At 58.5% G+C, this 25,983-nt stretch carries 22 protein-coding genes; 18 read left to right on the top strand and 4 right to left on the bottom strand.

The window, feature by feature from the left end; genetic code table 11:
- Positions 1-20 precede the first annotated feature (20 nt).
- The 4 genes from DBR00_RS14615 to map all read right to left on the bottom strand — a co-directional run bounded on the left by DBR00_RS14615 (position 21) and on the right by map (position 5,170).
- Entirely contained in the window at positions 21-368 is a 348-nt protein-coding gene (locus tag DBR00_RS14615; protein ID WP_108487635.1) for an ArsC family reductase, read from the bottom strand.
- Positions 368-1,564: a succinyldiaminopimelate transaminase gene (gene dapC / locus DBR00_RS14610; RefSeq protein WP_108487637.1), complete on the bottom strand. Its 1,197-nt coding sequence runs from the start codon at positions 1,562-1,564 to the stop codon at positions 368-370. Before dapC ends, DBR00_RS14615 begins: the two co-directional genes overlap by 1 nt.
- 71 nt (positions 1,565-1,635) lie before the next feature.
- Positions 1,636-4,338, bottom strand: coding sequence for a [protein-PII] uridylyltransferase (locus tag DBR00_RS14605; protein ID WP_108487639.1), 2,703 nt, complete (start codon positions 4,336-4,338; stop codon positions 1,636-1,638).
- A 49-nt stretch (positions 4,339-4,387) separates the two neighbouring features.
- Complete coding sequence (gene map / locus DBR00_RS14600; RefSeq protein WP_108487641.1) at positions 4,388-5,170, bottom strand: type I methionyl aminopeptidase; 783 nt, start codon at positions 5,168-5,170, stop codon at positions 4,388-4,390.
- Between the two features lie 287 nt (positions 5,171-5,457).
- On the opposite strand from map, the gene rpsB reads away from it, so the two are divergent.
- The 18 genes from rpsB to tilS all read left to right on the top strand — a co-directional run bounded on the left by rpsB (position 5,458) and on the right by tilS (position 25,974).
- Complete coding sequence (gene rpsB / locus DBR00_RS14595) at positions 5,458-6,201, top strand: 30S ribosomal protein S2 (RefSeq protein WP_108487643.1); 744 nt, start codon at positions 5,458-5,460, stop codon at positions 6,199-6,201.
- A 182-nt stretch (positions 6,202-6,383) separates the two neighbouring features.
- Positions 6,384-7,250, top strand: coding sequence for a translation elongation factor Ts (gene tsf / locus DBR00_RS14590; protein ID WP_108487716.1), 867 nt, complete (start codon positions 6,384-6,386; stop codon positions 7,248-7,250).
- A gap of 187 nt (positions 7,251-7,437) precedes the next feature.
- Positions 7,438-8,181, top strand: coding sequence for a UMP kinase (gene pyrH / locus DBR00_RS14585; protein ID WP_108487645.1), 744 nt, complete (start codon positions 7,438-7,440; stop codon positions 8,179-8,181).
- Entirely contained in the window at positions 8,178-8,735 is a 558-nt protein-coding gene (gene frr, locus DBR00_RS14580; protein ID WP_108487647.1) for a ribosome recycling factor, read from the top strand. The genes pyrH and frr overlap by 4 nt, the downstream gene beginning before the upstream one ends.
- Positions 8,736-8,751: 16 nt before the next feature.
- Positions 8,752-9,507, top strand: coding sequence for a polyprenyl diphosphate synthase (gene uppS / locus DBR00_RS14575; RefSeq protein ID WP_108487649.1), 756 nt, complete (start codon positions 8,752-8,754; stop codon positions 9,505-9,507).
- Positions 9,507-10,322: a phosphatidate cytidylyltransferase gene (locus DBR00_RS14570; RefSeq protein WP_108487651.1), complete on the top strand. Its 816-nt coding sequence runs from the start codon at positions 9,507-9,509 to the stop codon at positions 10,320-10,322. Before uppS ends, DBR00_RS14570 begins: the two co-directional genes overlap by 1 nt.
- The gene (ispC, locus tag DBR00_RS14565; protein WP_108487653.1) at positions 10,319-11,503 is read left to right on the top strand and encodes a 1-deoxy-D-xylulose-5-phosphate reductoisomerase; all 1,185 of its coding nucleotides are present in this window, start codon (positions 10,319-10,321) and stop codon (positions 11,501-11,503) included. The genes DBR00_RS14570 and ispC overlap by 4 nt, the downstream gene beginning before the upstream one ends.
- Before the next feature lie 21 nt (positions 11,504-11,524).
- Positions 11,525-12,877 carry a sigma E protease regulator RseP gene (rseP, locus tag DBR00_RS14560; RefSeq protein WP_108487655.1) on the top strand — a complete coding sequence of 451 codons (1,353 nt, stop codon included), beginning with the start codon at positions 11,525-11,527 and terminating at the stop codon, positions 12,875-12,877.
- A gap of 89 nt (positions 12,878-12,966) precedes the next feature.
- The gene (gene bamA, locus DBR00_RS14555; RefSeq protein WP_108487657.1) at positions 12,967-15,315 is read left to right on the top strand and encodes an outer membrane protein assembly factor BamA; all 2,349 of its coding nucleotides are present in this window, start codon (positions 12,967-12,969) and stop codon (positions 15,313-15,315) included.
- 42 nt (positions 15,316-15,357) lie between these two features.
- Positions 15,358-15,861 carry an OmpH family outer membrane protein gene (locus DBR00_RS14550; protein ID WP_108487659.1) on the top strand — a complete coding sequence of 168 codons (504 nt, stop codon included), beginning with the start codon at positions 15,358-15,360 and terminating at the stop codon, positions 15,859-15,861.
- On the top strand, positions 15,861-16,922 hold the full coding sequence (lpxD, locus tag DBR00_RS14545) for a UDP-3-O-(3-hydroxymyristoyl)glucosamine N-acyltransferase (protein WP_108487661.1): 1,062 nt from the start codon (positions 15,861-15,863) through the stop codon (positions 16,920-16,922). Before DBR00_RS14550 ends, lpxD begins: the two co-directional genes overlap by 1 nt.
- A 47-nt stretch (positions 16,923-16,969) precedes the next feature.
- Positions 16,970-17,410, top strand: a complete 441-nt coding sequence (gene fabZ / locus DBR00_RS14540) for a 3-hydroxyacyl-ACP dehydratase FabZ (protein WP_108487663.1) — start codon at positions 16,970-16,972, stop codon at positions 17,408-17,410.
- The gene (gene lpxA / locus DBR00_RS14535; RefSeq protein ID WP_108487665.1) at positions 17,407-18,183 is read left to right on the top strand and encodes an acyl-ACP--UDP-N-acetylglucosamine O-acyltransferase; all 777 of its coding nucleotides are present in this window, start codon (positions 17,407-17,409) and stop codon (positions 18,181-18,183) included. Before fabZ ends, lpxA begins: the two co-directional genes overlap by 4 nt.
- Before the next feature lie 3 nt (positions 18,184-18,186).
- A complete protein-coding gene (lpxB, locus tag DBR00_RS14530) occupies positions 18,187-19,320 on the top strand; it encodes a lipid-A-disaccharide synthase (RefSeq protein ID WP_108487667.1) in 1,134 nt (377 codons plus the stop codon).
- Complete coding sequence (rnhB, locus tag DBR00_RS14525) at positions 19,320-19,916, top strand: ribonuclease HII (RefSeq protein WP_108487669.1); 597 nt, start codon at positions 19,320-19,322, stop codon at positions 19,914-19,916. The genes lpxB and rnhB overlap by 1 nt, the downstream gene beginning before the upstream one ends.
- A gap of 103 nt (positions 19,917-20,019) precedes the next feature.
- Positions 20,020-23,541, top strand: coding sequence for a DNA polymerase III subunit alpha (gene dnaE / locus DBR00_RS14520; protein WP_108487671.1), 3,522 nt, complete (start codon positions 20,020-20,022; stop codon positions 23,539-23,541).
- A gap of 168 nt (positions 23,542-23,709) precedes the next feature.
- The gene (locus tag DBR00_RS14515; protein ID WP_108487673.1) at positions 23,710-24,660 is read left to right on the top strand and encodes an acetyl-CoA carboxylase carboxyltransferase subunit alpha; all 951 of its coding nucleotides are present in this window, start codon (positions 23,710-23,712) and stop codon (positions 24,658-24,660) included.
- Complete coding sequence (tilS, locus tag DBR00_RS14510; RefSeq protein ID WP_108487675.1) at positions 24,661-25,974, top strand: tRNA lysidine(34) synthetase TilS; 1,314 nt, start codon at positions 24,661-24,663, stop codon at positions 25,972-25,974.
- The last annotated feature ends 9 nt before the right edge of the window (positions 25,975-25,983 follow it).

The raw sequence follows: 25,983 nt of genomic DNA, 5'->3' as shown, positions 1-25,983 counted from the left end.
ATTCGTGTGGGCCGGCTGGTTCAAGCCAGTTCGGCGGCATAACGGTCGGCTTTGAAGCCAACCAGGGTCTTGTTGCCGAGATCCAGCACCGGGCGTTTGATCATCGACGGTTGGGCGAGCATCAGTTCGATCGCCTTGTGCTGGTCGAGGTTGCTTTTCTGCGCCTCGTCCAGCTTGCGGAAGGTGGTGCCAGCGCGGTTCAGGACGGTTTCCCAACCATGCTCATTGCACCACTTTTCCAGGTTGCCACGGTCGATGCCGCAGGCTTTGTAATCATGAAAGGCGTAGCTTACCCCGTGCTCGTCGAGCCAGGTGCGGGCTTTTTTCATGGTGTCGCAGGCTTTGATGCCAAACAGGGTCTTGCTCATCAGCGGCTCTTTACAAAATCACGGATACGTTCAGCGGCCGCCACGCACTCGGCCAGAGGTGCGACCAGCGCCATGCGCACACGGCCAGCCCCCGGGTTGTGGCCGTCTACCGCGCGCGACAGATACGAGCCGGGCACTACGGTGACATGCTCACGGGCAAACAGCTCGCGGGTAAATGTTTCATCGTCTATCGGGGTTTTCGCCCACAGGTAAAAACCACCGTCCGGGCGCTGTACATCCAGCACGCCTTGCAGAATCGCCAGCACCGCGTCGAACTTCTCGCGGTACAGGTCGCGGTTGGCTTTGACATGGGCTTCATCGTTCCAAGCGGCCACACTGGCCAGCTGGGTTTGTACCGGCATGGCGCAGCCGTGGTAGGTACGGTACAGCAGAAAAGATTTCAGAATGTCGGCGTCGCCGGCGACGAAGCCCGAACGCAGCCCCGGCAGGTTGGAGCGCTTGGACAGGCTGTGGAATACCACGCAGCGTTTGAAGTCGTGGCGGCCCAGTTCGCCGCAGGCGGTCAGCAGGCCGGCTGGTGGATTGGCTTCATCGAAATACAGTTCGCTGTAGCACTCGTCGGCGGCGATCACGAAGTCGAATTGATCGGCCAGGGCGATCAGCTTTTTCAGCGTTGCCAGCGGAATCAGTGCGCCGGTCGGGTTGCCGGGCGAGCAGAGAAAGAGGATTTGGCAGCGTTGCCAGACATCGTCGCTGACCGCATCGAAATCCGGGTTGAAGCCATGTTCTTCCAAGCACGGCAGGTAGTGCGGCTGTGCGCCCGCGAGAAAGGCCGCGCCTTCGTAGATCTGATAGAACGGGTTGGGGCTGACCACCAATCCGTCCGCATCACGTTTGACTACGGCCTGGGTAAAGGCGAACAGTGCCTCGCGGGTGCCGTTGACCGGCAGCACATGGCGCGCCGGGTCGAGCACGCCGGCCGGCAGGCCGAAGCGGCGACCACACCAGTTGGCGATGGCTTCGCGCAGCGCCGGGATACCCAGGGTGGTCGGGTAGACCGCCAGCTGGTCGAGGTTGGCGCTCAGTGCTTCGGCAACAAAATCCGGGGAGCGGTGTTTTGGCTCACCAATCGACAGGGCGATCGGGCTTTTACCGGCGGCCACCTGTACGCTGCCGAGCAGGGCGCGAAGCTTTTCGAACGGGTAGGGCTGCAGCTGGTTTAACGCGTCATTCATGGTGTCTTCCTGAGGTCTCCAGGCGCCTGGCGGCATCGCGGCCGGGCAGCTCAAAGCGTAAGGGCGAAGGGTTAGATGCTGATGCGAGTCGGTTCGACCTGCAGGCTGGTGGTGTCAGACAGTTGCGCCACCATGGTTTCCTGCAGCCGCATGCACAGTTCCGGGTCGGCCAGTGGCTGGTTGTGCGCGTCGGTGACGAAGAACACGTCTTCCACGCGCTCGCCTAATGTGGCGATCTTGGCATTCTGCAGCGACAGGTCGAAGTCGAGGAAAATCCGTCCGATGCGGGCCAGTAGGCCGGGGCGATCCGGTGCGGTGACCTCAAGGATGGTCACCGGGCGGTGCGCATCGTTATGGATAGTCACCTGCGGGGCGAAGGCAAAGTGCTTGAGCTGACGCGGCACGCGGCGTTGGATGATGCTCGGGTACTCGTCTGGGTTCTTCAGGGCATCAATCAACCCCTGGCGAATTTCCTTGATGCGCGCCGGGTTGTCGCCGATTGAGCCGCCTTCGCCTTCGAGCACAATGTAGGTGTCGAGGGTGAACTGGCTGGTGGAGGTGAGAATCCGTGCGTCGTGGATGTTCAGGTTGAGCTGAGCCATGGCGGCCACGGTCACGGCGAAGAAGTCATGCTGGTCGGGGGCATAGATGAAGATCTGTGTGCCGCCTTCGAACTCGCGCTGGGTGGTTTCCTTAATCAGCACCAGTGGGTCGCCATCGGCTGGGTGTTGCAGGATGGCCTCACTGTGCCAGACCACATCGGCTGCGGTATGGCGCAGGAAATAGTCATCGCCCAGTTGCGCCCAAAGCTGTTCGGCATCGTCGGCATCGGTGCCGCCACGTACCAGAATGTCCAGGGCCGCGCTCTGCGTCAGGCGGATCTGCTCTTCGCGATCCAGCGGGTTTTCCAGGCCACGGCGCAGCGCGCGCTTGGTTTCGGTGTAGAGCTGGCGCAGCAGGCTGGCACGCCAGGAATTCCACAGGCTGGGGTTGGTGGCGTTGATGTCGGCCACGGTCAGCACGTAGAGGTAATCCAACCGCGTCTGATCGCCTACCAGGCGGGCGAAATCGAAGATGACTTGCGGGTCGGAGAGGTCCTTGCGCTGCGCGGTGGTGGACATCACCAGATGGTGCTGCACCAGCCAGACGATCAGTTTGGAGTCCCAGTTGGGCAACTGATGGCGTACGCAGAACGCTTCCGCGTCCACTGCGCCCAGCTCCGAATGGTCACCGCCACGGCCTTTGCCGATGTCGTGGTAAAGCCCGGCCATATAGATCAGTTCGGGTTTAGGCAGTTTGTCGATCAGCTTGCTGGCCAAGGGGAATTTTTCCGCCAGCTCAGGCCACTTGAATTTGCGCAGGTGTTTAATCAGGTTGAGGGTGTGCGCATCGACGGTATAGATGTGGAACAGGTCATGCTGCATCTGCCCGACAATATGGCCGAACTCGGGCAGGTACAGGCCGAGGATGCCGTATCGGTTCATTCGGCGCAGGTTACGATGGATGCCCTGGGGGCTTTTGAACAGCTCGACAAACAGGCTGGTGTTGCGAATATCGCGGCGGAAATCATCGTCGATCAGGTGGCGGTGTTCGCGCAGCAGACGAATGCTGTTGGCGCACACGCCTTTGATATCCGGGTGCTGAGCCATCAGCACGAAGATTTCCATGATGGCGAACGGCGTGCGCTTGAACACGTTGGGGTGCGCAACTTCGATATAGCCATCACGCAGCAGGAAGCGGCTGTTGAGCGGCGTGGCCTGACCGACTTCACCGGCATGCAGAATCTGTTCTTCGAAGTGCTGCACTATCAGGTCGCTGAGTTCAGCGATTGCCATGACTACGCGGTAGTACTTCTGCATAAAGCGTTCAATGGCGCGCTTGCTGTCGCTGTCTTCGAAGCCCAGCAGGGTCGCCACCTTGCTCTGGTGGTCGAACAGCAGGCGGTCTTCGGCGCGGCCGGCGAGCATGTGCAGGGCGTAGCGCACCTTCCAGAGAAACTCCTGGCTGGAGGCGAGCAGGGCGTATTCGCTTTCCAATAGGAAGCCCTGGCCGACCATGGCGTGCAGGTTCAGCGTGCCGAAATGCCGGCGCGCGACCCAGAGGATGGTCTGAATGTCGCGCAGGCCGCCGGGGGAGCCTTTGACGTTGGGCTCCAGGTTGTATTCGGTGTCGTTGTATTTGCTGTGTCGGGCGCGTTTCTCGCTGTGTTTGGCTAGAAAGAAGTCCTTGCTCGGCCACATCTGTTCGGTGCTGGTGACGGCCTGCATGCGCATGCGCAGACGCTCGGGGCCAGCAATGGTGCGGCTTTCCATCAGGTTGGTGATCACCGTCAGGTCGGCGCGGGCTTCGCTGGCGCACTCATCGACGCTGCGCACGCTTTGCCCGACTTCCAGTCCGATGTCCCAGAGCAGGGTGAGAAACTGCTCGATCGGTTCACGGAAGGTTTCGTGGTCGGCGTTGTCCAGCAGGATCAGCAGGTCGATGTCCGAGTAGGGGTGCAGTTCGCCGCGACCATAACCGCCAACTGCCAGTAAGGCGATGTCGGCGTCTTCACTCCAGGGCAGACGATCCCATGCCTCGCGCAGGATCTGGTCGACAAACCAGGCGCGATCTTCCACCAGGCGGCGTACATCGCGACCGGTCCGGAAGCGTCCGTCGAGCACTTCGCGGGCATGGCGGATGGCCTTCTTAAAGGCGGCGATGGGGCTGGCCTTGAGGGCCAGCTCCGCCTGGAACTGGCCGCGGTCGAACAGCTCGGGATCTACCTGCGGCATGACTGCTTTCCTTCTATCTAGAACAAGCGCGGTGAGCGTGCCGTGAGGGTCAGGCCGATGTGCGCGGGATGGTGTCATCACTGCGCAGGGTGAATATCTCGTAGCCGTCGGCGGTCACTAGGATGGTGTGTTCCCATTGCGCGGAAAGCTTGCGGTCCTTGGTAATGGCGGTCCAGCCGTCCCCGAGGGTACGAGTTTCCGGGCGACCCTGGTTGATCATCGGCTCGATGGTGAAGGTCATGCCTTGTTTGAGCTCCATGCCGGTGCCGGCGCGGCCGTAATGCAGCACTTGCGGCTCTTCATGGAATACCGCGCCGATGCCATGGCCGCAGTATTCGCGGACCACGGAGAAACCGTTTTTCTCGGCATGCTTCTGGATCACTTCGCCGATATCGCCCAGGCGCGTGCCCGGCTTAACCAGTTCGATACCCTTATACATGCATTCTTGGGTGATCTTGGCCAGGCGCTCGGCCCACTCGGGTACCTTGCCAACCATGAACATCTTGCTGGTATCGCCGTGGTAGCCATCTTTGATCACGGTGATGTCGATGTTGATCACATCACCTTCTTTCAGTGGTTTGTCGTTCGGGATGCCGTGGCAGACCACGTGGTTGACCGAGGTACAGATCGACTTGGGAAAACCTTTGTAGTTGAGCGGCGCGGGGATGGCCTGCTGCACGTTGACGATATAGTCATGGCAGATGCGATCAAGCTCTTCGGTGGTTACTCCGGGCTTGACGTGTTCGCCGATCATTTCCAGAACTTCGGCAGCCAGGCGACCGGCTACGCGCATTTTCTCGATTTCGTCGGGCGTTTTGATGGTGACGGTCATAGTGCGGCTCTCGGGCGCGAACAGAAAGGGCGTTATCTTAACAGCTACCAGCCGCCTGCCATAAGCAGCACGTGACGCCGTTGTGCTGGTTTCGGTAGGGTTTGCGCTGTGTGCGTGTAGCCTGCGCCTATCTTTTATGGTATAAAACGCGCCGCTTTACGGGCAGCACGCCCGGAAGCTTAAACCCACACACGTATCGACACGGTTTCCTGGGTGCTTTGCGGCAGGTCCGCAGGGTTGGAAATCGGGATGCGTGGAGGCCTAACCCGACTTATCAAGGAACTATCATGTCCCAAGTCAATATGCGCGATATGCTGAAGGCCGGTGTGCACTTCGGCCACCAGACCCGTTACTGGAACCCGAAAATGGGCAAATACATTTTCGGCGCGCGTAACAAGATTCACATCATCAACCTCGAAAAAACCCTGCCAATGTTCAACGAAGCGCTGTCTTTCGTTGAGAAGCTGGCTGCTGGCAAGAACAAGATTCTGTTCGTTGGCACCAAACGCTCCGCTGGCAAGATCGTGGCTGAAGAAGCGGCACGTTGCGGTTCGCCGTACGTCGATCATCGCTGGTTGGGCGGCATGCTGACCAACTACAAAACCATCCGTGCATCGATCAAGCGTCTGCGTGATCTGGAAGCTCAGTCTCAGGACGGTACTTTCACCAAGCTGACCAAGAAAGAAGCCCTGATGCGTACCCGTGATCTGGAAAAACTGGATCGCAGCCTGGGTGGTATCAAGGATATGGGCGGCCTGCCTGACGCACTGTTCGTGATTGACGTTGATCACGAGCGCATCGCGATCACCGAAGCCAACAAGCTGGGCATCCCGGTGATCGGCGTTGTCGATACCAACAGCAGCCCGGAAGGCGTTGACTACATCATCCCAGGCAACGATGACGCCATTCGCGCCATCCAGTTGTACATGGGTGCGATGGCTGACGCCGTTGTGCGCGGCCGCAGCAACGCTGCTGGCGGCACCGACGAGTTCGTCGAGCAAGCGCCGGCTGTAGAAGCTGCTGAAGGCTAAGTAAAACGCGTATAGCGTTTGCTTAGTTCGCAAAAAGGGGGCTTGGCCCCCTTTTTGCCACCTTGAAAACCATCGCCGACATACTGTTGCAAATGTTTCAGGTCATTGTCGGCAGTGCGTTAAGAATTGAGCGCCCGTTTTTGGCGGGTGGAATGGTTAACACCTATCCAGAGGATTTTGAAATGGCAGAAATTACTGCAGCGTTGGTTAAAGAACTGCGTGAGCGTACTGGCGAAGGCATGATGGATTGCAAGAAAGCCTTGGCCAAGGCTGGCGGCGACATCGAAAAAGCCATCGACGACATGCGTGCTTCCGGCGCGATCAAGGCTGCCAAAAAAGCCGGCAATGTGGCTGCTGAAGGCGCGATCAGCATCAAGGAAGACGGCAAGACCGCCGTTATCATTGAGGTCAACTCGCAGACCGACTTCCTGGCGCTGCAGGACGACTTCAAAGCCTTTGTGGTTGCCAGCGTTGAGAAAGCCTTCGCTGACAAACTGACCGAAGTTGAGCCGTTGATCGCTGCTCAGGAAGAAGCCCGTCTGGCTCTGGTTGCCAAGTGTGGCGAGAACGTCAACATCCGTCGTCTGGCGCGTATCGAAGGCGACGTTCTGGGTTCTTACCTGCACGGCAACAAAATCGGTGTTGTGGTTGTGCTCAAAGGCGGCAACGTCGAGCTGGCCAAAGACATCGCTATGCACGTAGCGGCCAGCAACCCAGAGTTCCTGCTGCCTTCGCAGGTTTCCGCTGAAGCCATCGAGCGCGAGAAAGCCGTGTTCCTGAGCCTCAACGAAGAGAAAATCAAAGGCAAGCCGGAAAACATTGTTGAAAACATGGTCAAGGGCCGTATCAACAAGTTCCTGGCTGAGGCCAGCCTCGTTGAGCAGGCGTTTGTTAAGAACCCTGAGTTGACTGTTGGCGCTCTGGCCAAGCAGGGCGGCGCTGAAATCGTTTCCTTCACTTACTTTAAAGTGGGCGAAGGCATCGAGAAGCCAGTCGACAACTTCGCTGAAGAAGTTGCTGCGCAAGTGGCTGCTGCCAGCAAGCAGTAAGACGGTTCTTTACTGCCGACAGGAGAGGCTGCCCGCTGACGCGCGCAGCCTCTTTGTCAAATAAGGACGGGGAGTTGCTGTTCGCTTCTATTATTGAAGCGCACCAATTGTCCGGGGCGCGGTCCAAGCGCTCGATAATTCGGGTCCAAGCCCGTAAAGAATTCAAACGCCGCAGGAGAGACTCGCAATGGCTCAGCAGATGGGTGGTCGTCAACCGCGCTACAAGCGCATTCTGCTCAAACTTAGCGGCGAGGCCCTGATGGGGTCGGAAGATTTTGGCATCGATCCCAAGGTGCTTGATCGCATGGCGCTGGAAGTCGGCCAGTTGGTCGGTATCGGTGTGCAGGTCGGTCTGGTGATCGGTGGTGGCAACCTGTTCCGTGGTGCGGCCCTGAGTGCTGCGGGCATGGATCGGGTGACCGGCGATCACATGGGTATGCTCGCCACCGTAATGAATGCCCTGGCCATGCGCGACGCCCTGGAGCGCTCGAACATTCCTGCCATCGTTATGTCGGCCATTTCCATGGTCGGGGTGACGGATCATTACGATCGCCGCAAGGCCATGCGTCATCTGAAAACCGGTGAGGTGGTGATTTTTGCTGCTGGCACTGGTAATCCGTTTTTTACCACTGACTCGGCTGCCTGCCTGCGCGCCATCGAGATCGATGCCGATGTGGTGCTCAAGGCGACCAAGGTCGATGGCGTGTACACTGCCGACCCATTCAAGGATCCGCATGCCGAGAAGTTCGATCGCCTGACCTATGACGAGGTGCTCGACCGCAAGCTGGGCGTGATGGATCTGACAGCGATCTGTCTGTGCCGCGACCATAATATGCCGCTGCGCGTTTTCAACATGAACAAGCCCGGTGCCCTGCTGAACGTTGTAGTCGGTGGCGCTGAAGGCACTCTGATCGAGGAAGACAAGCAATGATCAATGAGATCAAGAAAGACGCCCAGGTACGCATGCAGAAAAGCCTGGAGTCGTTGGTTCATGCCTTCAGCCGGATCCGTACCGGTCAGGCGCACCCGAGCATCCTCGGCGGCGTGATGGTGCCTTACTACGGCTCCGACACCCCCTTGAATCAAGTGGCTAACGTCACCGTCAAGGATGCCCGTACCCTGCAGGTTGTAGCGTTTGAGCGCAACATGCTGGCAGCGGTCGACAAGGCGATCCAGAGTTCCGGTCTGGGCTTCAACCCGACCAACCTGGGTGAGCTGTTGCTGATCTCCATGCCGGCTCTTACCGAAGAAACCCGTAAGGGCTTCACCAAGCAAGCGCGTGATGCAGCTGAGGATGGTCGTGTTGCGGTGCGCAATATCCGTCGCGATGCCTTGAGCCAGCTGAAAGATCTGGTCAAAGAGAAGGAAATCAGCGAAGACGAGGAGCGTCGTGCTGCTGATGACATCCAGAAGCTGACCGACAAGTTCGTGGCGGAAATCGAAGTGGCGGTGAAGCAGAAAGAAGCGGATCTGATGGCCGTTTAACGGTCAGATTATCGCCATGGACAAAACCAACGACGGTAATCGGATTGCCGTGCCACGGCATGTGGCAATCATCATGGACGGCAATAACCGCTGGGCGAAGAAGCGTCTGCTGCCTGGTGTTGCTGGCCACAAGGCTGGCGTCGATGCCGTTCGTGCGGTGATCGAGGTGTGTGCTGAGGCCGGGGTCGAGGTATTGACCCTGTTCGCCTTCTCCAGTGAAAACTGGCAGCGCCCGGCCGAAGAAGTCAGTGCGCTGATGGAGTTGTTTCTCAGTGCGCTGCGGCGCGAGGCGAAAAAGCTCGATGCCAATGACATCAGTTTGCGCATTATTGGCGACCGTTCACGTTTTCACCCCGAGCTGCAAGCGGCCATGCGCGATGCAGAAGCGCAAACTGCTGGCGACAGACGTTTTGTCCTGCAAGTGGCCGCCAACTATGGCGGTCAGTGGGATATCGCGCAGGCTGCGCAGCGGCTGGCGCGTGAAGTTCAAGGTGGTCATCTGCGCGCCGAAGATATCACCCCGGAATTGCTGCAAAGTTGCCTGGTGACCGGTGATCTGCCATTACCGGATTTGTGTATCCGCACCGGTGGTGAGCATCGCGTCAGCAATTTCCTGCTTTGGCAGCTGGCGTATACCGAGTTGTATTTCTCCGACCTCTACTGGCCGGACTTCAAACACGACGCCATGCGCAAAGCCTTGGCCGATTTCGCTAGCCGCCAGCGTCGCTTTGGGAAAACCAGCGAGCAGGTTGCAGCTGAGGCGCGTACCTGATGCTCAAGCAACGAATTATCACGGCTCTGGTGCTTCTGCCGTTTGCGCTGGGCGGCTTTTTCCTGCTGGATGGTGCCTGGTTTGCGCTGTTTATCGGTGCGGTGGTCAGTCTGGGGGGCTGGGAATGGGCGCGCCTGGCCGGTTTTGCCGCGCAGGTGCAGCGTGTGGCTTATGCCGTACTGGTTGCGGCCTTGCTGTTCGGCTTGTATCTGTTGCCGCAGCTGGCGCCCTGGTTGTTGTTGATCGGGGTGGTTTGGTGGGTGATTGCTACGTTTCTGGTGCTGGGTTATCCCGGCAGCAGCCAGTACTGGGTTGCCGCGCCGGTCAGGTTGCTGATCGGTCTGCTGATTCTGTTGCCCGCCTGGCAAGGGCTGGTGCTGCTCAAGCAGTGGCCAGAGGCCAATTGGCTGATCTTGGCGGTGATGGTGCTGGTCTGGGGGGCTGATATCGGTGCCTATTTTGCAGGTCGCCGTTTCGGCAAGCGCAAGCTGGCGCCGCAGGTTAGTCCCGGCAAGAGCTGGGAGGGTGTCTTCGGTGGCCTGCTGACTACGCTGCTGATCTGTATCGGTGTCGCCATTGGCCGCGAGTGGTCCTTTAGCAGTCTGCTGCTGGGGGCACTCGGTACAGCGGTCGTGGTGTTGATCTCGGTTGTGGGTGATCTGACTGAGAGCATGTTCAAGCGCCAATCGGGCATCAAGGACAGTAGTAATCTGCTGCCAGGGCATGGTGGCGTGTTAGACCGTATCGATAGTCTGACTGCTGCTATTCCGGTTTTTGCAGCTCTCTTGTGGTTGTCAGGGTGGGGCATACGGTGAGTGCGATGCAGCAGATAACCGTCCTGGGGGCTACCGGTTCGATCGGTCTGAGCACCCTCGATGTGATCGCTCGCCATCCAGAACGCTATCAAGTATTCGCGTTGTCCGGCTTTAGCCGTCTGGCAGAGCTGGAAGCGTTGTGCATGATTTACCGTCCGCGCTTTGCTGTAGTGCCGCAGGCTCTGCAAGCTCGCCAGCTTCAGGAGTGTTTGCGCGCGGCCGGTTTGGCCACTCACGTGCTGCATGGTCCCGAGGGGCTCTGTAAAGTGGCAGCGCATCCTGAGGTGGATGCGGTGATGGCCGCCATTGTTGGTGCCGCCGGCCTGCCGCCGACCCTGGCTGCGGTCGAGGCCGGCAAGAAGGTGCTACTGGCCAACAAAGAAGCGCTGGTGATGTCGGGCGCACTGTTTATGCAGGCCGTCAGGCGGAGCGGTGCAGTTCTGCTGCCGATCGACAGTGAACACAATGCGATTTTCCAGTGTCTGCCGGGTGACTACGCTCGCGGCCTGCAGCAGGTGGGTGTGCGGCGTATTCTGCTGACCGCCTCGGGTGGGCCGTTTCGTGAGATGCCGCTGGAGCAGCTGCATGCTGTCACGCCTGAGCAGGCGTGCGCGCATCCCAACTGGTCGATGGGGCGCAAGATCTCGGTGGATTCGGCGAGCATGATGAACAAAGGCCTGGAGCTGATCGAGGCTTGCTGGTTGTTTGATGCCACTCCTGACCTGGTTGAGGTGGTGGTGCATCCGCAGAGCGTGATTCACTCGTTGGTCGACTATGTTGACGGTTCGGTGCTGGCTCAGCTGGGCAACCCGGACATGCGAACCCCCATCAGTCACGCTTTGGCTTGGCCGGAACGTATCGACTCCGGCGTCGCGCCGCTGGATCTGTTTGCTATTGCTCGGTTGGACTTCCAGGCTCCGGACGAGCAGCGCTTCCCTTGTCTGCGTCTGGCGCGTGAGGCTGCTCAGGTCGGTGGCACTGCGCCGGCTATGCTCAATGCGGTCAACGAAGTGGCCGTTGCGGCGTTTCTTGAGCGACGCATCCGCTTTCCTGAGATCGCGCGTATCATCGAAGATGTTCTGCACGCTGAGCCCGCCCTGGCGGTTGAGAGCCTGGATACGGTGCTGGTCGCTGATGGTCGGGCTCGTCATCTGGCCGAACAATGGCTGAGTCGGCGCTGATCGTCGACGCGGAGAAGTTTGATGAGTGCGCTTTATATGCTGGTCGGTACCCTGGTTGCACTGGGTGTGCTGGTAACCATCCACGAGTATGGACACTTCTGGGTAGCTCGCCGCTGTGGCGTCAAGGTGCTGCGGTTTTCTGTCGGTTTTGGCAGCCCGCTGCTGCGCTGGCATGACCGCCAAGGTACTGAATTTGTCGTGGCCGCCATCCCGCTGGGTGGCTACGTGAAAATGCTCGATGAGCGCGAAGGCGATGTGCCGCCGGCGTTGCTCGATCAGTCGTTCAATCGTAAGTCCGTGCAGCAGCGTATTGCCATTGTGGCAGCTGGTCCGGTGGCAAACTTCCTTCTTGCACTGCTGTTCTTCTGGCTTGTGGCGATGCTGGGTAGCCAGCAGGTGCGCCCCGTTATTGGTGCGGTCGAGGCGGGCAGTCTTGCTGAGGTTGCTGGTTTGCGGGCCGGGCAGGAGATTGTGGCGGTTAACGGCGAGCCTACTACGGGTTGGGCTGCGGTGAACCTGCAGCTGGTCAGTCGCTTGGGTGAAAGTGGTCGCCTGGATCTCGCTGTGCGCGAGCCGGGTTCGTCAGCCGATACGCCGCGGCAGATCATGCTGGATAACTGGCTTCGCGGTGCCGACGAGCCAGACCCTATCGCTTCCCTGGGAATTCGCCCCTGGCGTCCGGTTTTACAGCCGGTGTTGGCGCAGCTGGACCCGGAAGGCCCGGCATTTGCGGCGGGTTTGCAGGTAAATGATCGTCTGCTGGCGCTTGATGGTCAGCCTTTGGCTGATTGGCAGCAGCTGGTGGATCAGGTTCGTGGCTTGCCGGGTAAAAAAATTAGCTTGCAGGTGGAGCGTCAAGGTCAGCAACTGGACGTGCCGCTGACCCTTGCGGCGCGCGGTGAAGGTGAAGCCCTTAGCGGTTATCTAGGTGCTGGTGTGGCAGGTGGCGAATGGCCGCCTGAGATGCTGCGCGAAGTCAGCTACGGTCCTCTGGAGGCCATCGCTGAAGGCGCTAAAAACACTTGGACTATGAGCATTCTGACCCTCAACTCGCTGAAGAAAATGCTGTTTGGTGAGCTCTCGGTAAAAAACTTGAGCGGGCCGATAACCATTGCTAAAGTGGCGGGCGCTTCTGCTGAGTCGGGTTTGAGTGATTTTCTTAAGTTTCTCGCCTACTTAAGCATTAGTCTGGGGGTTCTTAATTTGTTGCCTATCCCCGTGCTGGATGGGGGGCATCTGCTTTTTTATCTGATCGAGTGGGTGCGTGGTCGTCCGCTGTCGGAACGGATACAGGGTTGGGGGATGCAGATCGGCATCAGCTTGGTTGTCGGGGTGATGTTACTGGCCCTGGTAAACGATTTGGGTCGCCTGTAGCCACTGTTGAATTACGCTCTCGGTACGAACAAGACGTGTCGCTCTAAGCGGCAGATTTTTTATTGTCAGTTGGAATAAGAAAGGACTTCATGAAACGTCTGCTGCTACCTGCGGTGCTTGCCGCACTGATGATCACCGAAGTTCACGCCGAGTCCTTCACCATTTCCGATATCCGGGTCACCGGTCTCCAGCGTGTTTCCGCTGGTAGCGTATTCGGTGCCTTGCCGCTCAATGTGGGGGCGCAAGCCGACGATCGTGCACTGGTTGAAGCAACCCGCGAGCTATTTAAAACTGGCTTCTTTCAGGATATTCAGCTCGGTCGCGATGGCGATGTTCTGGTTATTACCGTCGTTGAGCGTCCTTCAATTTCCAGTATCGAGATCGATGGCAACAAAGCCATTAGCAGTGAAGACCTGCTCAAAGGCCTTAATCAATCTGGCCTAGCAGAAGGTGAGATCTTTCAGCGTGCAACGCTTGAAGGCGTGCGTAACGAGTTGCAGCGTCAATACGTTGCGCAAGGCCGTTACTCTGCGGAAATTGAAGCCGAAGTCATTCCTCAACCGCGTAACCGCGTAGCCCTGAAGATCAATATCAACGAAGGTTCGGTTGCTGCGATTCAGCACATCAACGTAGTAGGTAATACCGTCTTCTCCGATGAAGACCTGATTGCCTTGTTCGAGCTGAAGACCACTAACTGGCTGTCGTTCTTCAAGAACGATGATAAGTATGCTCGCGAGAAACTGTCCGGTGACTTGGAGCGCTTGCGTTCTTATTACCTGGACCGCGGCTATATCAATATGGATATCAGCTCGACTCAGGTATCCATTACCCCGGACAAGAAACATGTCTATGTCACCGTCAACGTCGACGAAGGTGAGAAGTACACCGTACGTGAGGTGAAACTCAGCGGTGAGCTGAAAGTACCTGAAGAAGAAGTCCGCGCTTTGCTGCTGGTTCAAGAAGGTCAGGTGTTCTCGCGCAAAGTGATGACCACTACCTCTGAGCTGATTACCCGCCGTCTGGGTAACGAAGGTTATACCTTCGCCAACGTCAATGGTGTGCCAGAAGCGCACGATGACGGCACGGTGTCCATTACCTTTGTGGTTGACCCGGGTAAGCGTGCTTACGTCAATCGCATCAATTTCCGTGGTAACACCAAGTCGGAAGATGAAGTGCTACGCCGTGAAATGCGTCAGATGGAGGGAGGCTGGGCTTCTACTTACCTGATTGACCAGTCCAAAACCCGCCTGGAGCGTTTGGGTTACTTTAAGGAAGTCAACGTTGAAACCCCGCAAGTGCCAGGTACTGATGATCAGGTTGACGTCAATTACACAGTTGAAGAACAGGCTTCGGGATCGATTACTGCCAGTGTTGGTTTCGCCCAGAATGCCGGTCTGATCCTCGGCGGCTCAATTACTCAGAACAACTTCCTGGGTACCGGTAACAAAGTCAGCCTTGGTTTGACCCGCAGCGAGTACCAGAGCAATTACAACTTTGGCTTCGTTGATCCTTATTGGACGCCGGACGGTGTCAGCTTGGGTTATAACGCTTTCTTCCGCGAGACCGATTACGAAGAGCTGAACACTGATGTTTCCAGTTATGCGGTGGACAGTTATGGGGCGGGCGTCAGTATCGGGTACCCTATTAGTGATACCTCGCGGTTGACCTATGGGCTCACGGTTCAGAGCGACAGTATCAGCACGGGTCGTTATACCGTTGATGAGATTTTCAACTTTATTCAGGCTGAAGGTGACAGTTACCTTAACCTCAAAGCTTCAGTTGGTTGGTCGGAATCGACTCTAAACCGTGGTGTACTTGCAAATCGGGGTCACTCGCAGAGTTTGGTCTTCGAGACGACTGTCCCAGGTAGCGATCTGTCATTTTTCAAAATCGACTACCGTGGTCAGGTTTTCAAGCCGTTAAATGATACCTATACCCTGCGTTTCCACAGTCAGTTGGGTTTCGGTGAGAGTTATGGCTCTACATCTGATCTGCCTTTCTACGAGCATTACTACGCCGGTGGTTTCAACTCTGTACGTGGTTTCAAAGATAGCAGTCTCGGCCCTCGCAGTACGCCGAGTAAGGGCAAGAACCCGGGTACCGAATTTGATCCGGATCAAGACCCGTTACCGTTTGGTGGCAACGTACTGATCCAGGGTGGTGCTGAATTGTTGTTCCCCATGCCGTTTGTCAAAGATCAACGCTCTTTGCGTACCGCTTTGTTCTGGGATGTGGGTAATGTTTTTGATACCAATTGCGGCAAGACTCAAACCGACTGCAACAATATCGACCCGGGGCAGCTGGCCAGTTCCGTGGGTGTTGGCTTGACCTGGATTACTGCATTGGGGCCGTTGAGCTTCAGTCTGGCCATGCCAATCGTCAAACCGGATGATGCTGATACACAGATCTTCCAGTTCTCTCTCGGTCAGACGTTCTAAGCGTCAGATTATTGAATAACAACAGTTTGCAGGAGTTGCACTGTGCGTAAGTTGACACAACTGGTTTTGCTTAGCGTTGCCATGCTTGCTACCCCGGCGTTTGCCGAGATGAAAGTTGCCGTCTTGAACTATCAGATGGCGTTGTTGGAGTCTGATGCTGCCAAACGTTATGCCGTGGATGCCGAAAAGAAATTTGGTCCGCAACTGAACAAGTTGAAGACTCTCGAAAGCGATGCCAAGCGCATTCAGGATCGCCTGGTTAAAGAAGGCGAGAAAATGCAGACTGCTGAGCGCGAGCGTCTGGAACTTGAATTTAAACAGAAAGCCCGTGACTTCCAGTTCCAGTCCAAAGAGCTGAACGAGTCCAAGGCTGTGGCAGATCGTGAAATGCTGAAGAAGCTCAAGCCCAACCTGGACAAGGCCGTGGAAGAAGTGATCAAGACTGGCAACTTCGACCTGGTGCTGGAGCGCGGTGCGGTGATTGATGTCAAACCTCAGTTTGACATCACCCGCCAGGTTATCGAGCGCATGAACCAGCTGCGCTGATCATGAGTGCAGCGGTTTATACCCTTGGCCAGTTGGCCGAGCGTCTGGGCGCCACCTTGCGTGGTGCCACGGACAAGCCGATCAGCGGCTTGGCTACCTTGCAGGAAGCCGGTGCTGATCAGCTGAGTTTTCTCGCCAATGCGCAATACCGCAAGTTTCTCTCGGGCTGCCAGGCTGGTGCGGTGCTGTTGACCGCAGCTGATGCCGAAGGCTATGCCGGCAATGCTTTGGTCGTTGCTAATCCTTACCTGGCGTATGCCGAACTTTCCCATCTATTTGACCGCAAGCCCCAGGCACTGCCTGGCGTGCACCCAACGGCTGTGGTGGCTGCGGATGCTCACGTTGATGCGAGTGCCAGTATCGGCGCCTATGCGGTGATCGAAAGTGGCGCGCAAATCGCTGCCGGTGTAAGTATCGGCGCGCAGTGTGTTGTCGGTGCGCGTTCGGTGATCGGTGAGGGCGGTTGGTTGGCTCCGCGAGTGACGCTGTATCACGACGTGCAGATTGGTAAACGTGTGGTTATTCAGTCGGGTGCGGTGATCGGTGGCGAGGGCTTTGGCTTTGCCAACGAGAAGGGCGTGTGGCAAAAGATCGCGCAAATCGGTGGGGTGACCATCGGTGATGACGTCGAGATTGGTGCCAATACCACTGTCGACCGAGGGGCGCTGTCGGACACGCTGATTGGCAACGGCGTCAAGCTGGATAATCAAATCATGATCGCGCACAACGTGCAGATCGGCGACAACACCGCCATGGCCGGTTGTGCGGGGATTTCCGGCAGCACCAAAATTGGCAAGAACTGCATGATAGCCGGCGGTGTGGGCATGGTCGGGCACATCGAAGTGTGCGACAACGTGTTCGTTACCGGTATGACCATGGTGACCCGCTCGATTACTGAGCCCGGTTCCTATTCGTCAGGTACCGCCATGCAGCCTGCGGCTGAATGGCGCAAGAGTGCGGCACGCATTCGTCAGCTGGATGACATGGCGCGTCGCCTGCAACAGTTGGAAAAGCAGCTGGCCTCCGTGACCCCAGCCGCCGACACTTCATCTGATGCCTGAGCCGGTGTTGCCGGCTTCTCTTTTTTCTCTTACAGGCTTCTCTGCACATGATGGACATTAACCAGATTCGCGAATACTTGCCGCACCGCTATCCGTTCCTGCTGGTGGATCGGGTGGCTGAGCTGGACCTCGATGGAAAAAGCATTCGTGCCTACAAGAATGTCAGCATCAATGAGCCATTCTTCAACGGCCACTTCCCTGAGCACCCGATCATGCCGGGCGTGCTAATCATCGAAGCCATGGCTCAGGCCGCTGGCATCCTCGGCTTCAAGATGATGGGGCTGAAACCGACTGATGGCACCCTGTATTACTTTGTCGGCTCCGACAAGCTACGCTTTCGTCAGCCGGTGGTGCCAGGCGATCAGTTGATCCTCGAGGCCAAGTACCTGAGCAGTAAGCGCAGCATCTGGAAGTTTGAGTGCAAGGCCAGTGTCGACGGCAAGGAAGTCTGCTCGGCCGAAATCATCTGTGCGGAACGCAAGCTATGAGTTTGATTGACCCTCGCGCCATTATTGACCCTAGCGCCAAGCTGGCTGACGACGTAGTCGTTGGTCCTTGGTCGATAATCGGGGCTGATGTGGAAATTGGCGAGGGTACAGTGATTGGCCCTCATGTGATCCTCAAGGGGCCGACGCGGATCGGTAAGCATAACCGTATCTATCAGTTCTCCTCCGTGGGTGAAGACACCCCTGACCTCAAGTACCAGGGTGAGGCGACTCGTCTGGTCATTGGCGATCACAACGTGATTCGTGAGGGCGTGACCATCCATCGCGGTACGGTGCAGGATCGCAGCGAAACCACTATCGGCGATCACAATCTGATCATGGCCTACGCTCACGTGGGCCATGACAGTGTGATCGGCAACCACTGTATTCTGGTCAACAACACCGCTTTGGCTGGGCACGTGTGGGTGGATGACTGGGCGATTCTCTCTGGCTACACCTTGGTGCACCAGTTCTGCCGAATTGGCGCGCACAGCTTTTCCGGAATGGGCACGGCGATTGGCAAGGATGTACCGGCCTTTGTCACCGTGTTTGGCAACCCCGCCGAAGCGCGCAGCATGAACTTTGAAGGCATGCGCCGTCGTGGTTTCAGTGCCGAGGCGATTGCTGCGTTGCGCCGTGCCTACAAGATCGTCTATCGCCAGGGGCTTACCGTTGAGCAGGCCCTGGCTGAGCTGGCGGAATCCGCTGCAGCGTTCCCCGAAGTCGCGATCTTTCGCGATTCCATCCAGGCTTCCAGCCGCGGCATTACCCGTTAATTTATGACAGACCTGATGCGTGTCGCGCTGGTCGCCGGCGAGGCGTCTGGCGATATTCTTGGTGCGGGCCTGATGCAGGCCCTGAAAGCCCAAAACCCGCAGATCGAGTTCATTGGCGTGGGTGGTCCGCTGATGCAGGCTCAGGGGCTGAACGCTTACTTTCCGATGGAGCGCCTGGCCGTCATGGGGCTGGTCGAGGTACTCGGTCGTCTGCCCGAGTTACTGTCGCGGCGTAAACGCCTGATCCGTACTCTGGTTGATGCCAAACCGGACGTGTTTATCGGCATTGATGCGCCAGATTTCAACCTGACGGTTGAGCTCAAGCTGCGTCAGGCCGGCATCAAAACTGTGCACTACGTCAGTCCGTCCGTGTGGGCCTGGCGGCAGAAGCGCGTGCTGAAAATTCGTGAAGCCTGCGATCTGATGTTGACCCTGTTCCCCTTCGAGGCGCAGTTCTATCAGGATCATCAGGTTCCCGTGCGCTTTGTCGGCCATCCACTGGCCGACACCATCCCGCAGCAGGCGGATCGTCGTGCCGCCCGTGATGCACTGAATTTGCTGCAGGATCAGCCGGTGGTTGCCCTGCTGCCAGGCAGTCGCGGTGGTGAAGTGGCGCGTTTGGGCAGTCTGTTTCTTGATGCCGCTTTGCGCTTGCGGGCCTTGCGTCCTGGTATTCAGTTTGTTCTGCCGTGTTCCAGCCCCGAACGCCGCACCCAGCTTGAACAGATGCTGGTGGGCCGCGATCTGCCGTTGACCTTGCTCGATGGTCGTTCCCATGAGGCCTTGGCCGCCTGCGATGCGGTGCTGATCGCCTCCGGCACGGCAACTCTGGAAGCCTTGCTATACAAGCGACCGATGGTGGTGGCGTACAAGGTTGCGCCGTTGACCTATCGCATTCTCAAACGCCTGGTTACCAGTGCCTATATTTCCCTGCCAAACCTGCTGGCCGAGCGCCTGTTGGTGCCAGAAATGATCCAGGATGCCGCTACGCCAGAGGCTTTGGCTCAATTACTGGCGCCGCTGCTGGATGGCGGCGAGGTGCAGACCGAAGGCTTTGACGTGATTCACCGTGCACTGCGGCGAGACGCATCGGTGCAGGCTGCCAAGGCTGTGCTGCAGCTCGCAGGGCGTGGCTGATGCAACTGGGGTTGGACTTCACCCAGGTGCAGGAGTTGGTGGCTGGCGTCGATGAGGTCGGTCGCGGCCCACTCTGTGGTGCGGTGGTTACGGCAGCGGTGATTCTTGATCCGGCGCGGCCGATTCTGGGTTTGAACGATTCGAAAAAACTCAGCGAAGCCCGTCGCGACAAACTCTTCGATGAAATCTGCGAGAAGGCCCTGGCCTGGTGCATTGCCCGCGCCGAGGTGGAAGAGATTGACCGCCTGAATATTCTGCACGCCACCATGCTGGCCATGCAGCGCGCGGTCGAGGGCTTGAGCGTGACGCCCAAGCTGGCGCTGATTGATGGCAACCGCTGCCCCAAACTGCAGGTGCCCAGTGCCGCAGTGGTCAAGGGCGACAGTCAGGTACCGGCGATTGCTGCGGCGTCGATCCTGGCCAAGGTCAGCCGTGATCGCGAGATGCAAGTGTTAGATCAGCAATACCCGGGCTATGGCATTGCCGGGCACAAGGGCTACCCCACGCCTGTGCACCTGGAGGCCTTGCGGCGTCTGGGGCCGACTCCAATCCACCGACGTTCCTTCGCGCCGGTGCGGGCCTTGTTGGACGACTGACGCCGTAATTACACTCGACCCTCGCTATGCTGTGCGCTTGTCGCTCGCGGCTGCGGTTGTACAATCCCTGCCTTGTCGTTTTTGCGTTTTGTATAGGACTGCCATGACCGCTTCGTTTGTCCATCTGCGTTTGCACACCGAGTTTTCCCTGGTCGATGGGCTGGTGCGGGTCAAGCCTCTGATCAAGTCAGTGGCGGCAGCCGGGATGCCGGCAGTGGCGGTCACCGATATGAGCAATATGTGCTCGCTGGTGAAGTTTTATAAGGCGGCCATGGGCGGTGGCATAAAGCCGATCTGTGGTGCCGATATCTGGTTGGCCAGCGCCGAGGAGGATGGCCCACTCAGTCGCCTGACCCTGCTGGCGATGAATGCCAAGGGCTACCGCAATCTCACCGAGCTGGTCTCGCGCGGCTGGAGCGAAGGGCAGAGCAATGACCTGGTGATTATCCAGCGCGACTGGGTCAAGCAGGCGGCCGAGGGACTGATTGCCTTGTCTGGCGCGAAGGAAGGCGAGGTTGGCCATGCCTTGCTTGATGGCGAGCAGGCCACGGCCGAAGCGCTGTTGCAGGAGTGGATGGCCGTCTTCCCCGAGCGCTTCTACCTGGAGGTGCAGCGCACCAACCGGGTCAACGATGAAGAACACCTGCATGCGGCTGTAGCGCTGGCCGACAAGCTCGGCGCGCCATTGGTGGCGACCAACGATGTACGCTTCCTCAAACAGGATGACTTTGCCGCGCACGAAACCCGCGTGTGCATTGGCGAGGGCCGTAGCCTGGATGACCCGCGCCGTCCGCGCACCTATTCCGATCAACAGTACCTGAAAAGCCCGCAGGAAATGGCCGAGCTGTTCAGTGACCTGCCCGAGGCGTTGGAAAACACGGTCGAGATCGCCAAGCGCTGCAACATCGAAGTGCAACTGGGCAAGTACTTCCTGCCTGACTTCCCGGTGCCGGCTGGCATGACCATGGACGAGTACTTTCGTCAGGTCTCGTTCGAGGGCCTGGAAGAACGCCTGGCGGTGCTCTGGCCGAAAGAGACCACGCCCAATTACGAAGAGAAGCGTCAGGTCTATATCGATCGGCTGAATTTCGAGCTGGATATCATCATCCAGATGGGTTTCCCAGGTTACTTCCTGATCGTAATGGACTTTATCAAGTGGGCGAAGAACAACGGCGTGCCAGTCGGCCCAGGCCGTGGGTCGGGTGCTGGTTCGCTGGTGGCCTATGTGCAGAAGATCACCGACCTCGACCCGTTGGCCTATGACCTGCTGTTCGAGCGTTTCCTCAACCCGGAACGGGTCTCCATGCCCGACTTCGACGTCGACTTCTGCATGGATGGCCGCGACCGGGTAATCGATTATGTGGCCGAGAAATACGGCCGCAACGCGGTGAGCCAGATCATCACCTTCGGTACGATGGCGGCCAAGGCGGTGGTGCGTGATGTCGCGCGGGCGCAGGGCAAGTCCTATGGCTTGGCCGATCGGCTGTCGAAGATGATTCCCTTCGAAGTCGGCATGACGTTGGAAAAGGCCTATGAGATGGAGGAGCCGCTGCGCGAGTTCCTCAAAGTCGATGAAGACGCCCGGGAAATCTGGGAGATGTCGCTCAAGCTCGAAGGCATCTGTCGCGGCACCGGCAAGCACGCCGGGGGTGTGGTGATCGCGCCTACCAAACTCACCGACTTCTCGCCGATTGCCTGTGACGATGAAGGCGGCGGTCTGGTGACCCAGTTTGATAAGGACGATGTCGAGCAGGCCGGCCTGGTTAAGTTCGACTTCCTCGGCCTGCGCACCCTGACGATCATCAAGTGGGCGATGGAAACCATCAACCGCGAGCAGGCAAAGAAGGGCCTGCCGGATCTGAACATCGACTTTATCCCACTGGACGACAAACCAACGTTCAGCATGCTGCAGAAAGCCGAGACTACGGCGGTGTTCCAGCTTGAATCGCGCGGCATGAAAGAGCTGATCAAAAAGCTCAAGCCCGACTGCCTGGAAGACATGATCGCTCTGGTGGCGCTGTTCCGCCCCGGTCCACTGCAATCGGGCATGGTGGACGACTTCATCAACCGTAAGCACGGTCGTGAGCCGATTTCCTACCCGCATCAGGACTATCAGTACGCAGGCCTTGAGCCGGTGTTGAAACCGACCTACGGCATCATCCTGTACCAGGAACAGGTGATGCAGATTGCTCAGGTGATGGCCGGCTACACCTTGGGTGGTGCGGACATGCTGCGCCGCGCCATGGGTAAGAAAAAACCCGAAGAGATGGCCAAGCAGCGCGGTGGCTTTATCGAAGGCTGCGCCGGCAACGGGATCGATGCGAACCTGGCGGGCAACATCTTTGATCTGGTGGAGAAGTTCGCCGGTTACGGCTTCAACAAATCTCACTCGGCGGCTTATGGCCTGGTGTCTTATCAAACCGCCTGGCTCAAGGCGCACCATCCGGCGCCGTTCATGGCCGCGGTGCTCTCGGCGGATATGCACAACACCGACAAGGTGGTCACCCTGATCGAGGAGTGCCGCAGCATGAAGCTGCGCCTCGATGCGCCGGACGTGAATATTTCCGAGTTCAAGTTCACGGTGAACAACGAGGGCTGGATTGTTTACGGCCTGGGTGCAATCAAGGGGGTGGGCGAGGGGCCGGTGGAGGCCATTGTTGAGGCGCGCGAGTCCGGCCCGTTCAAGGACCTATTCGATTTCTGCGCCCGGGTGGATCTCAAGCGCATCAACAAGCGCACCCTAGAAGCGCTGATTCGCAGCGGCGCGCTGGATCGCCTCGGTCCGCATTTCCATGAAGAGCTGAAAGCCTACAAGGCCAATATCGACCGCAATCGTGCGGTGCTGATGGCCGCGATGGAAGAAGCTGTGCAGGCCGCCGAGCAAACCGCCCGCAGCGCCGAAAGCGGTCACATGGACCTGTTTGGCGGTGTATTTGCCGATGCCGAGGCGGATGTCTACCTCAATCACCTGCGCGCCCGCGAGCTAAGTCTCAAGGAGCGTCTTAAAGGTGAAAAAGACACCTTGGGGCTGTACCTGACCGGCCATCCGATTGATGAATATGAAGGTGAAGTGCGCCGCTTTGCCCGTCAGCGCATTGTTGACCTTAAAGCCGCGCGCGGTGACCAGACCATCGCCGGACTGGTGGTTAACCTGCGCGTGATGAAGAACAAGAAGGGCGACAAGATGGGCTTTATCACCCTCGATGACCGTTCCGGGCGCATCGAAGCCTCGCTGTTTGCCGAAGCCTTCAACAGTGCTCAGGCCCTGCTGCAGACTGACGCCCTGGTGGTGGTTGAGGGGGAGGTGAGCAACGACGACTTCTCCGGCGGTCTGCGCTTGCGTGCCAAACGGGTGATGAGCCTGGAAGAGGCCCGTACCGGACTGGCCGACAGCCTGCGTCTGCAGGTTGGCAGCAGTGTGCTGCAGGGGGATCGCCTGCGCTGGTTGGCTGAGCTATGCGGCCGTCATCGCGGCGCGTGCCCGATCACCGTTGACTACAGTGGCAGCGAAGCCAAGGCGCAGCTGCAGTTCGGCGATAACTGGCGCATTGAACCGGCGGACAGTCTGATTCAGGCATTGCGTGACCAGTTCGGCCGCGACAACGTCTTTTTGCACTACCGCTGATTTGCGGGGCTGCGGCCTCGCCGGTTTTGGTCGTGATACGCCGCAGTGAGCACGGAAAACTTTCCTGCCACTTCGGGTGTCGACCTGAGTGCGCCCGCTGCTATATGGTAGGGCGCGATAACGGATACAGCTCCCGGCCACTTGGCCGTCGACGCAAGACGGATGACTATGAACCCGAATTTTCTCGATTTCGAACAGCCGATCGCCGACCTGCAAGCCAAGATCGAAGAGCTTCGCCTGGTCGGTAACGACAACTCGTTGAACATCACTGATGAAATCGCCCGCCTGCAGGACAAGAGCAGCGCGCTGACCGAAAGCATTTTCGGCAACCTCAGCAGCTGGCAGATCGCTCAGCTGGCGCGTCACCCGCGCCGTCCCTACACCCTGGATTACCTGCAACACATCTTTACCGAATTCGACGAGTTGCATGGTGATCGTCACTTCTCTGACGACGCTGCCTTGGTGGGGGGGGTTGCGCGTCTGGACGGTGAGCCGGTGATGGTCATCGGGCATCAGAAAGGCCGTGAGATTCGTGAAAAGGTACGGCGCAACTTCGGCATGCCGCGTCCTGAGGGCTATCGCAAGGCCTGCCGTCTGATGGAGATGGCCGAACGCTTCAACATGCCGATTCTGACCTTTATCGATACCCCAGGGGCCTATCCGGGTATCGACGCCGAAGAACGCAACCAGAGCGAAGCCATCGCCTGGAACCTGCGTGTCATGGCGCGTCTGAAGACCCCGATCATCGCCACCGTAATTGGTGAAGGTGGTTCCGGCGGTGCCTTGGCCATCGGTGTGTGCGACCAGCTGAACATGCTGCAGTACTCGACCTATTCGGTCATTTCACCGGAAGGCTGCGCGTCGATTCTGTGGAAGACCGCCGAGAAGGCGCCCGATGCAGCTGAAGCCATGGGTATCACGGCTGAGCGTCTGAAGGGGCTGGGCATTGTCGATCAGGTCATCAGTGAACCGCTGGGCGGCGCACACAGTGATCCGGCTGCTGCGGCTGAGTCGATTCGTCAGGCGTTGCTGGCTCAGCTGAAAACCCTCAAGGGGCTCGATACCGATGCGCTGCTCAAGCGTCGTTATGAGCGTCTGATGAGCTACGGCATCGCCTAAGTGAGTCTAAGCGCCAGGCTGCTGCACTCTCTGGCGCCCTGGCGCGGCGCACCGGCGTGGCGGATTGCCTTGTCCGGTGGCCTGGACTCCACAGTACTGCTGCACCTCTTGGCCAGCCTCGCGCAACGTGAGGCGTTGCCGCCGCTTTCCGCCATTCATATTCATCACGGCTTACAGGCTGTGGCTGATGCCTGGCCTGCGCATTGTCGTGAGCTATGTGCTGCGTTGTCAGTGCCGCTGCAGGTTGTGCCGGTGCAGGTGCAGCAGGGCGCCAGTCTTGAGCGTGCGGCGCGCGATGCCCGTTATGCGGCTTTTGTGGCGTGCCTGGCTGTCGGCGAGGTCGTGCTGACCGCGCAGCATCGTGATGATCAGGCTGAAACCCTGCTGTTTCGCCTGTTGCGTGGCGCGGGTGTGCAGGGGTTGGCGGGTATGCCTGCCAGTCGCGCGCTGGGTGCAGGGTATTTGCTGCGGCCCTTGCTGGACTGTTCTCGTGCCGAGTTGCTGGCTTATGCACAGGCTCACGGGCTGGTCTGGGTCGATGACCCATCCAATACCGATGAACGGTTCTCGCGCAACTACTTGCGGCGCCAGGTATTGCCACGGCTTTCCCAGCGTTGGCCGCAGGCGCATAACGCACTGGCGCGCAGTGCTGCGCACCTGAGTGAGGCGCAACAACTGCTGGATGAGCTGGCTGAGCAGGATGTGCATGCAGCCATGGTGCCTGGCGAATTTGCCTGGCTGCCATTGCCATGCCTCCATTTGCCGACATTGCGTGAGCTGAGCGACGCGCGTCAACGCAATGCCCTGCGTTACTGGCTTCGCCGCCTGACCGCGATGCCGGATACAGAGCATTGGGCCGGTTGGCAAGCCCTGCGCGATGCGGCGCTGGATGCCACGCCGGTTTGGCAATTGGCCTCTGGTGAAGTGCGTCGTAGCCATGCGTGTCTGTGGTGGCTGGCGGGTGATTGGCTGCGTTCCCCGCCGTCCCCCGACATTGCCGTAGCCGATAATCGACGTCTGGTGTTGCCTGGTAATGGGGTCGCGCATATTCAAGGCTGCTTGCCGGCCGGTAACTGGCAGCTGGGTTATCGTCGGGCGGGTGAGCAGATCATGCTGTCGGGGCGCGGGCATCGTGACCTGAAGCGTCTGTTCAATGAGCGGCGTGTCCCGGCTTTTGTCCGCGACCGCCTGCCGCTGCTGCGCCTGGATAACCAGGTTGTAGCAATCGCTAACCTGCCAGGTCTGCAGGGGGGCACCGATGACGGCTGGCAATTGCATTGGCAGCCGCCGACTGATGATCAAGGTTTGAGCTGATAAGCCCTT

The sequence above is a fragment of the Pseudomonas sp. HMWF032 genome, assembly GCF_003060885.1.
GTDB lineage: Bacteria > Pseudomonadota > Gammaproteobacteria > Pseudomonadales > Pseudomonadaceae > Aquipseudomonas.
This window is presented reverse-complemented; position numbering and strand designations above follow the sequence as displayed.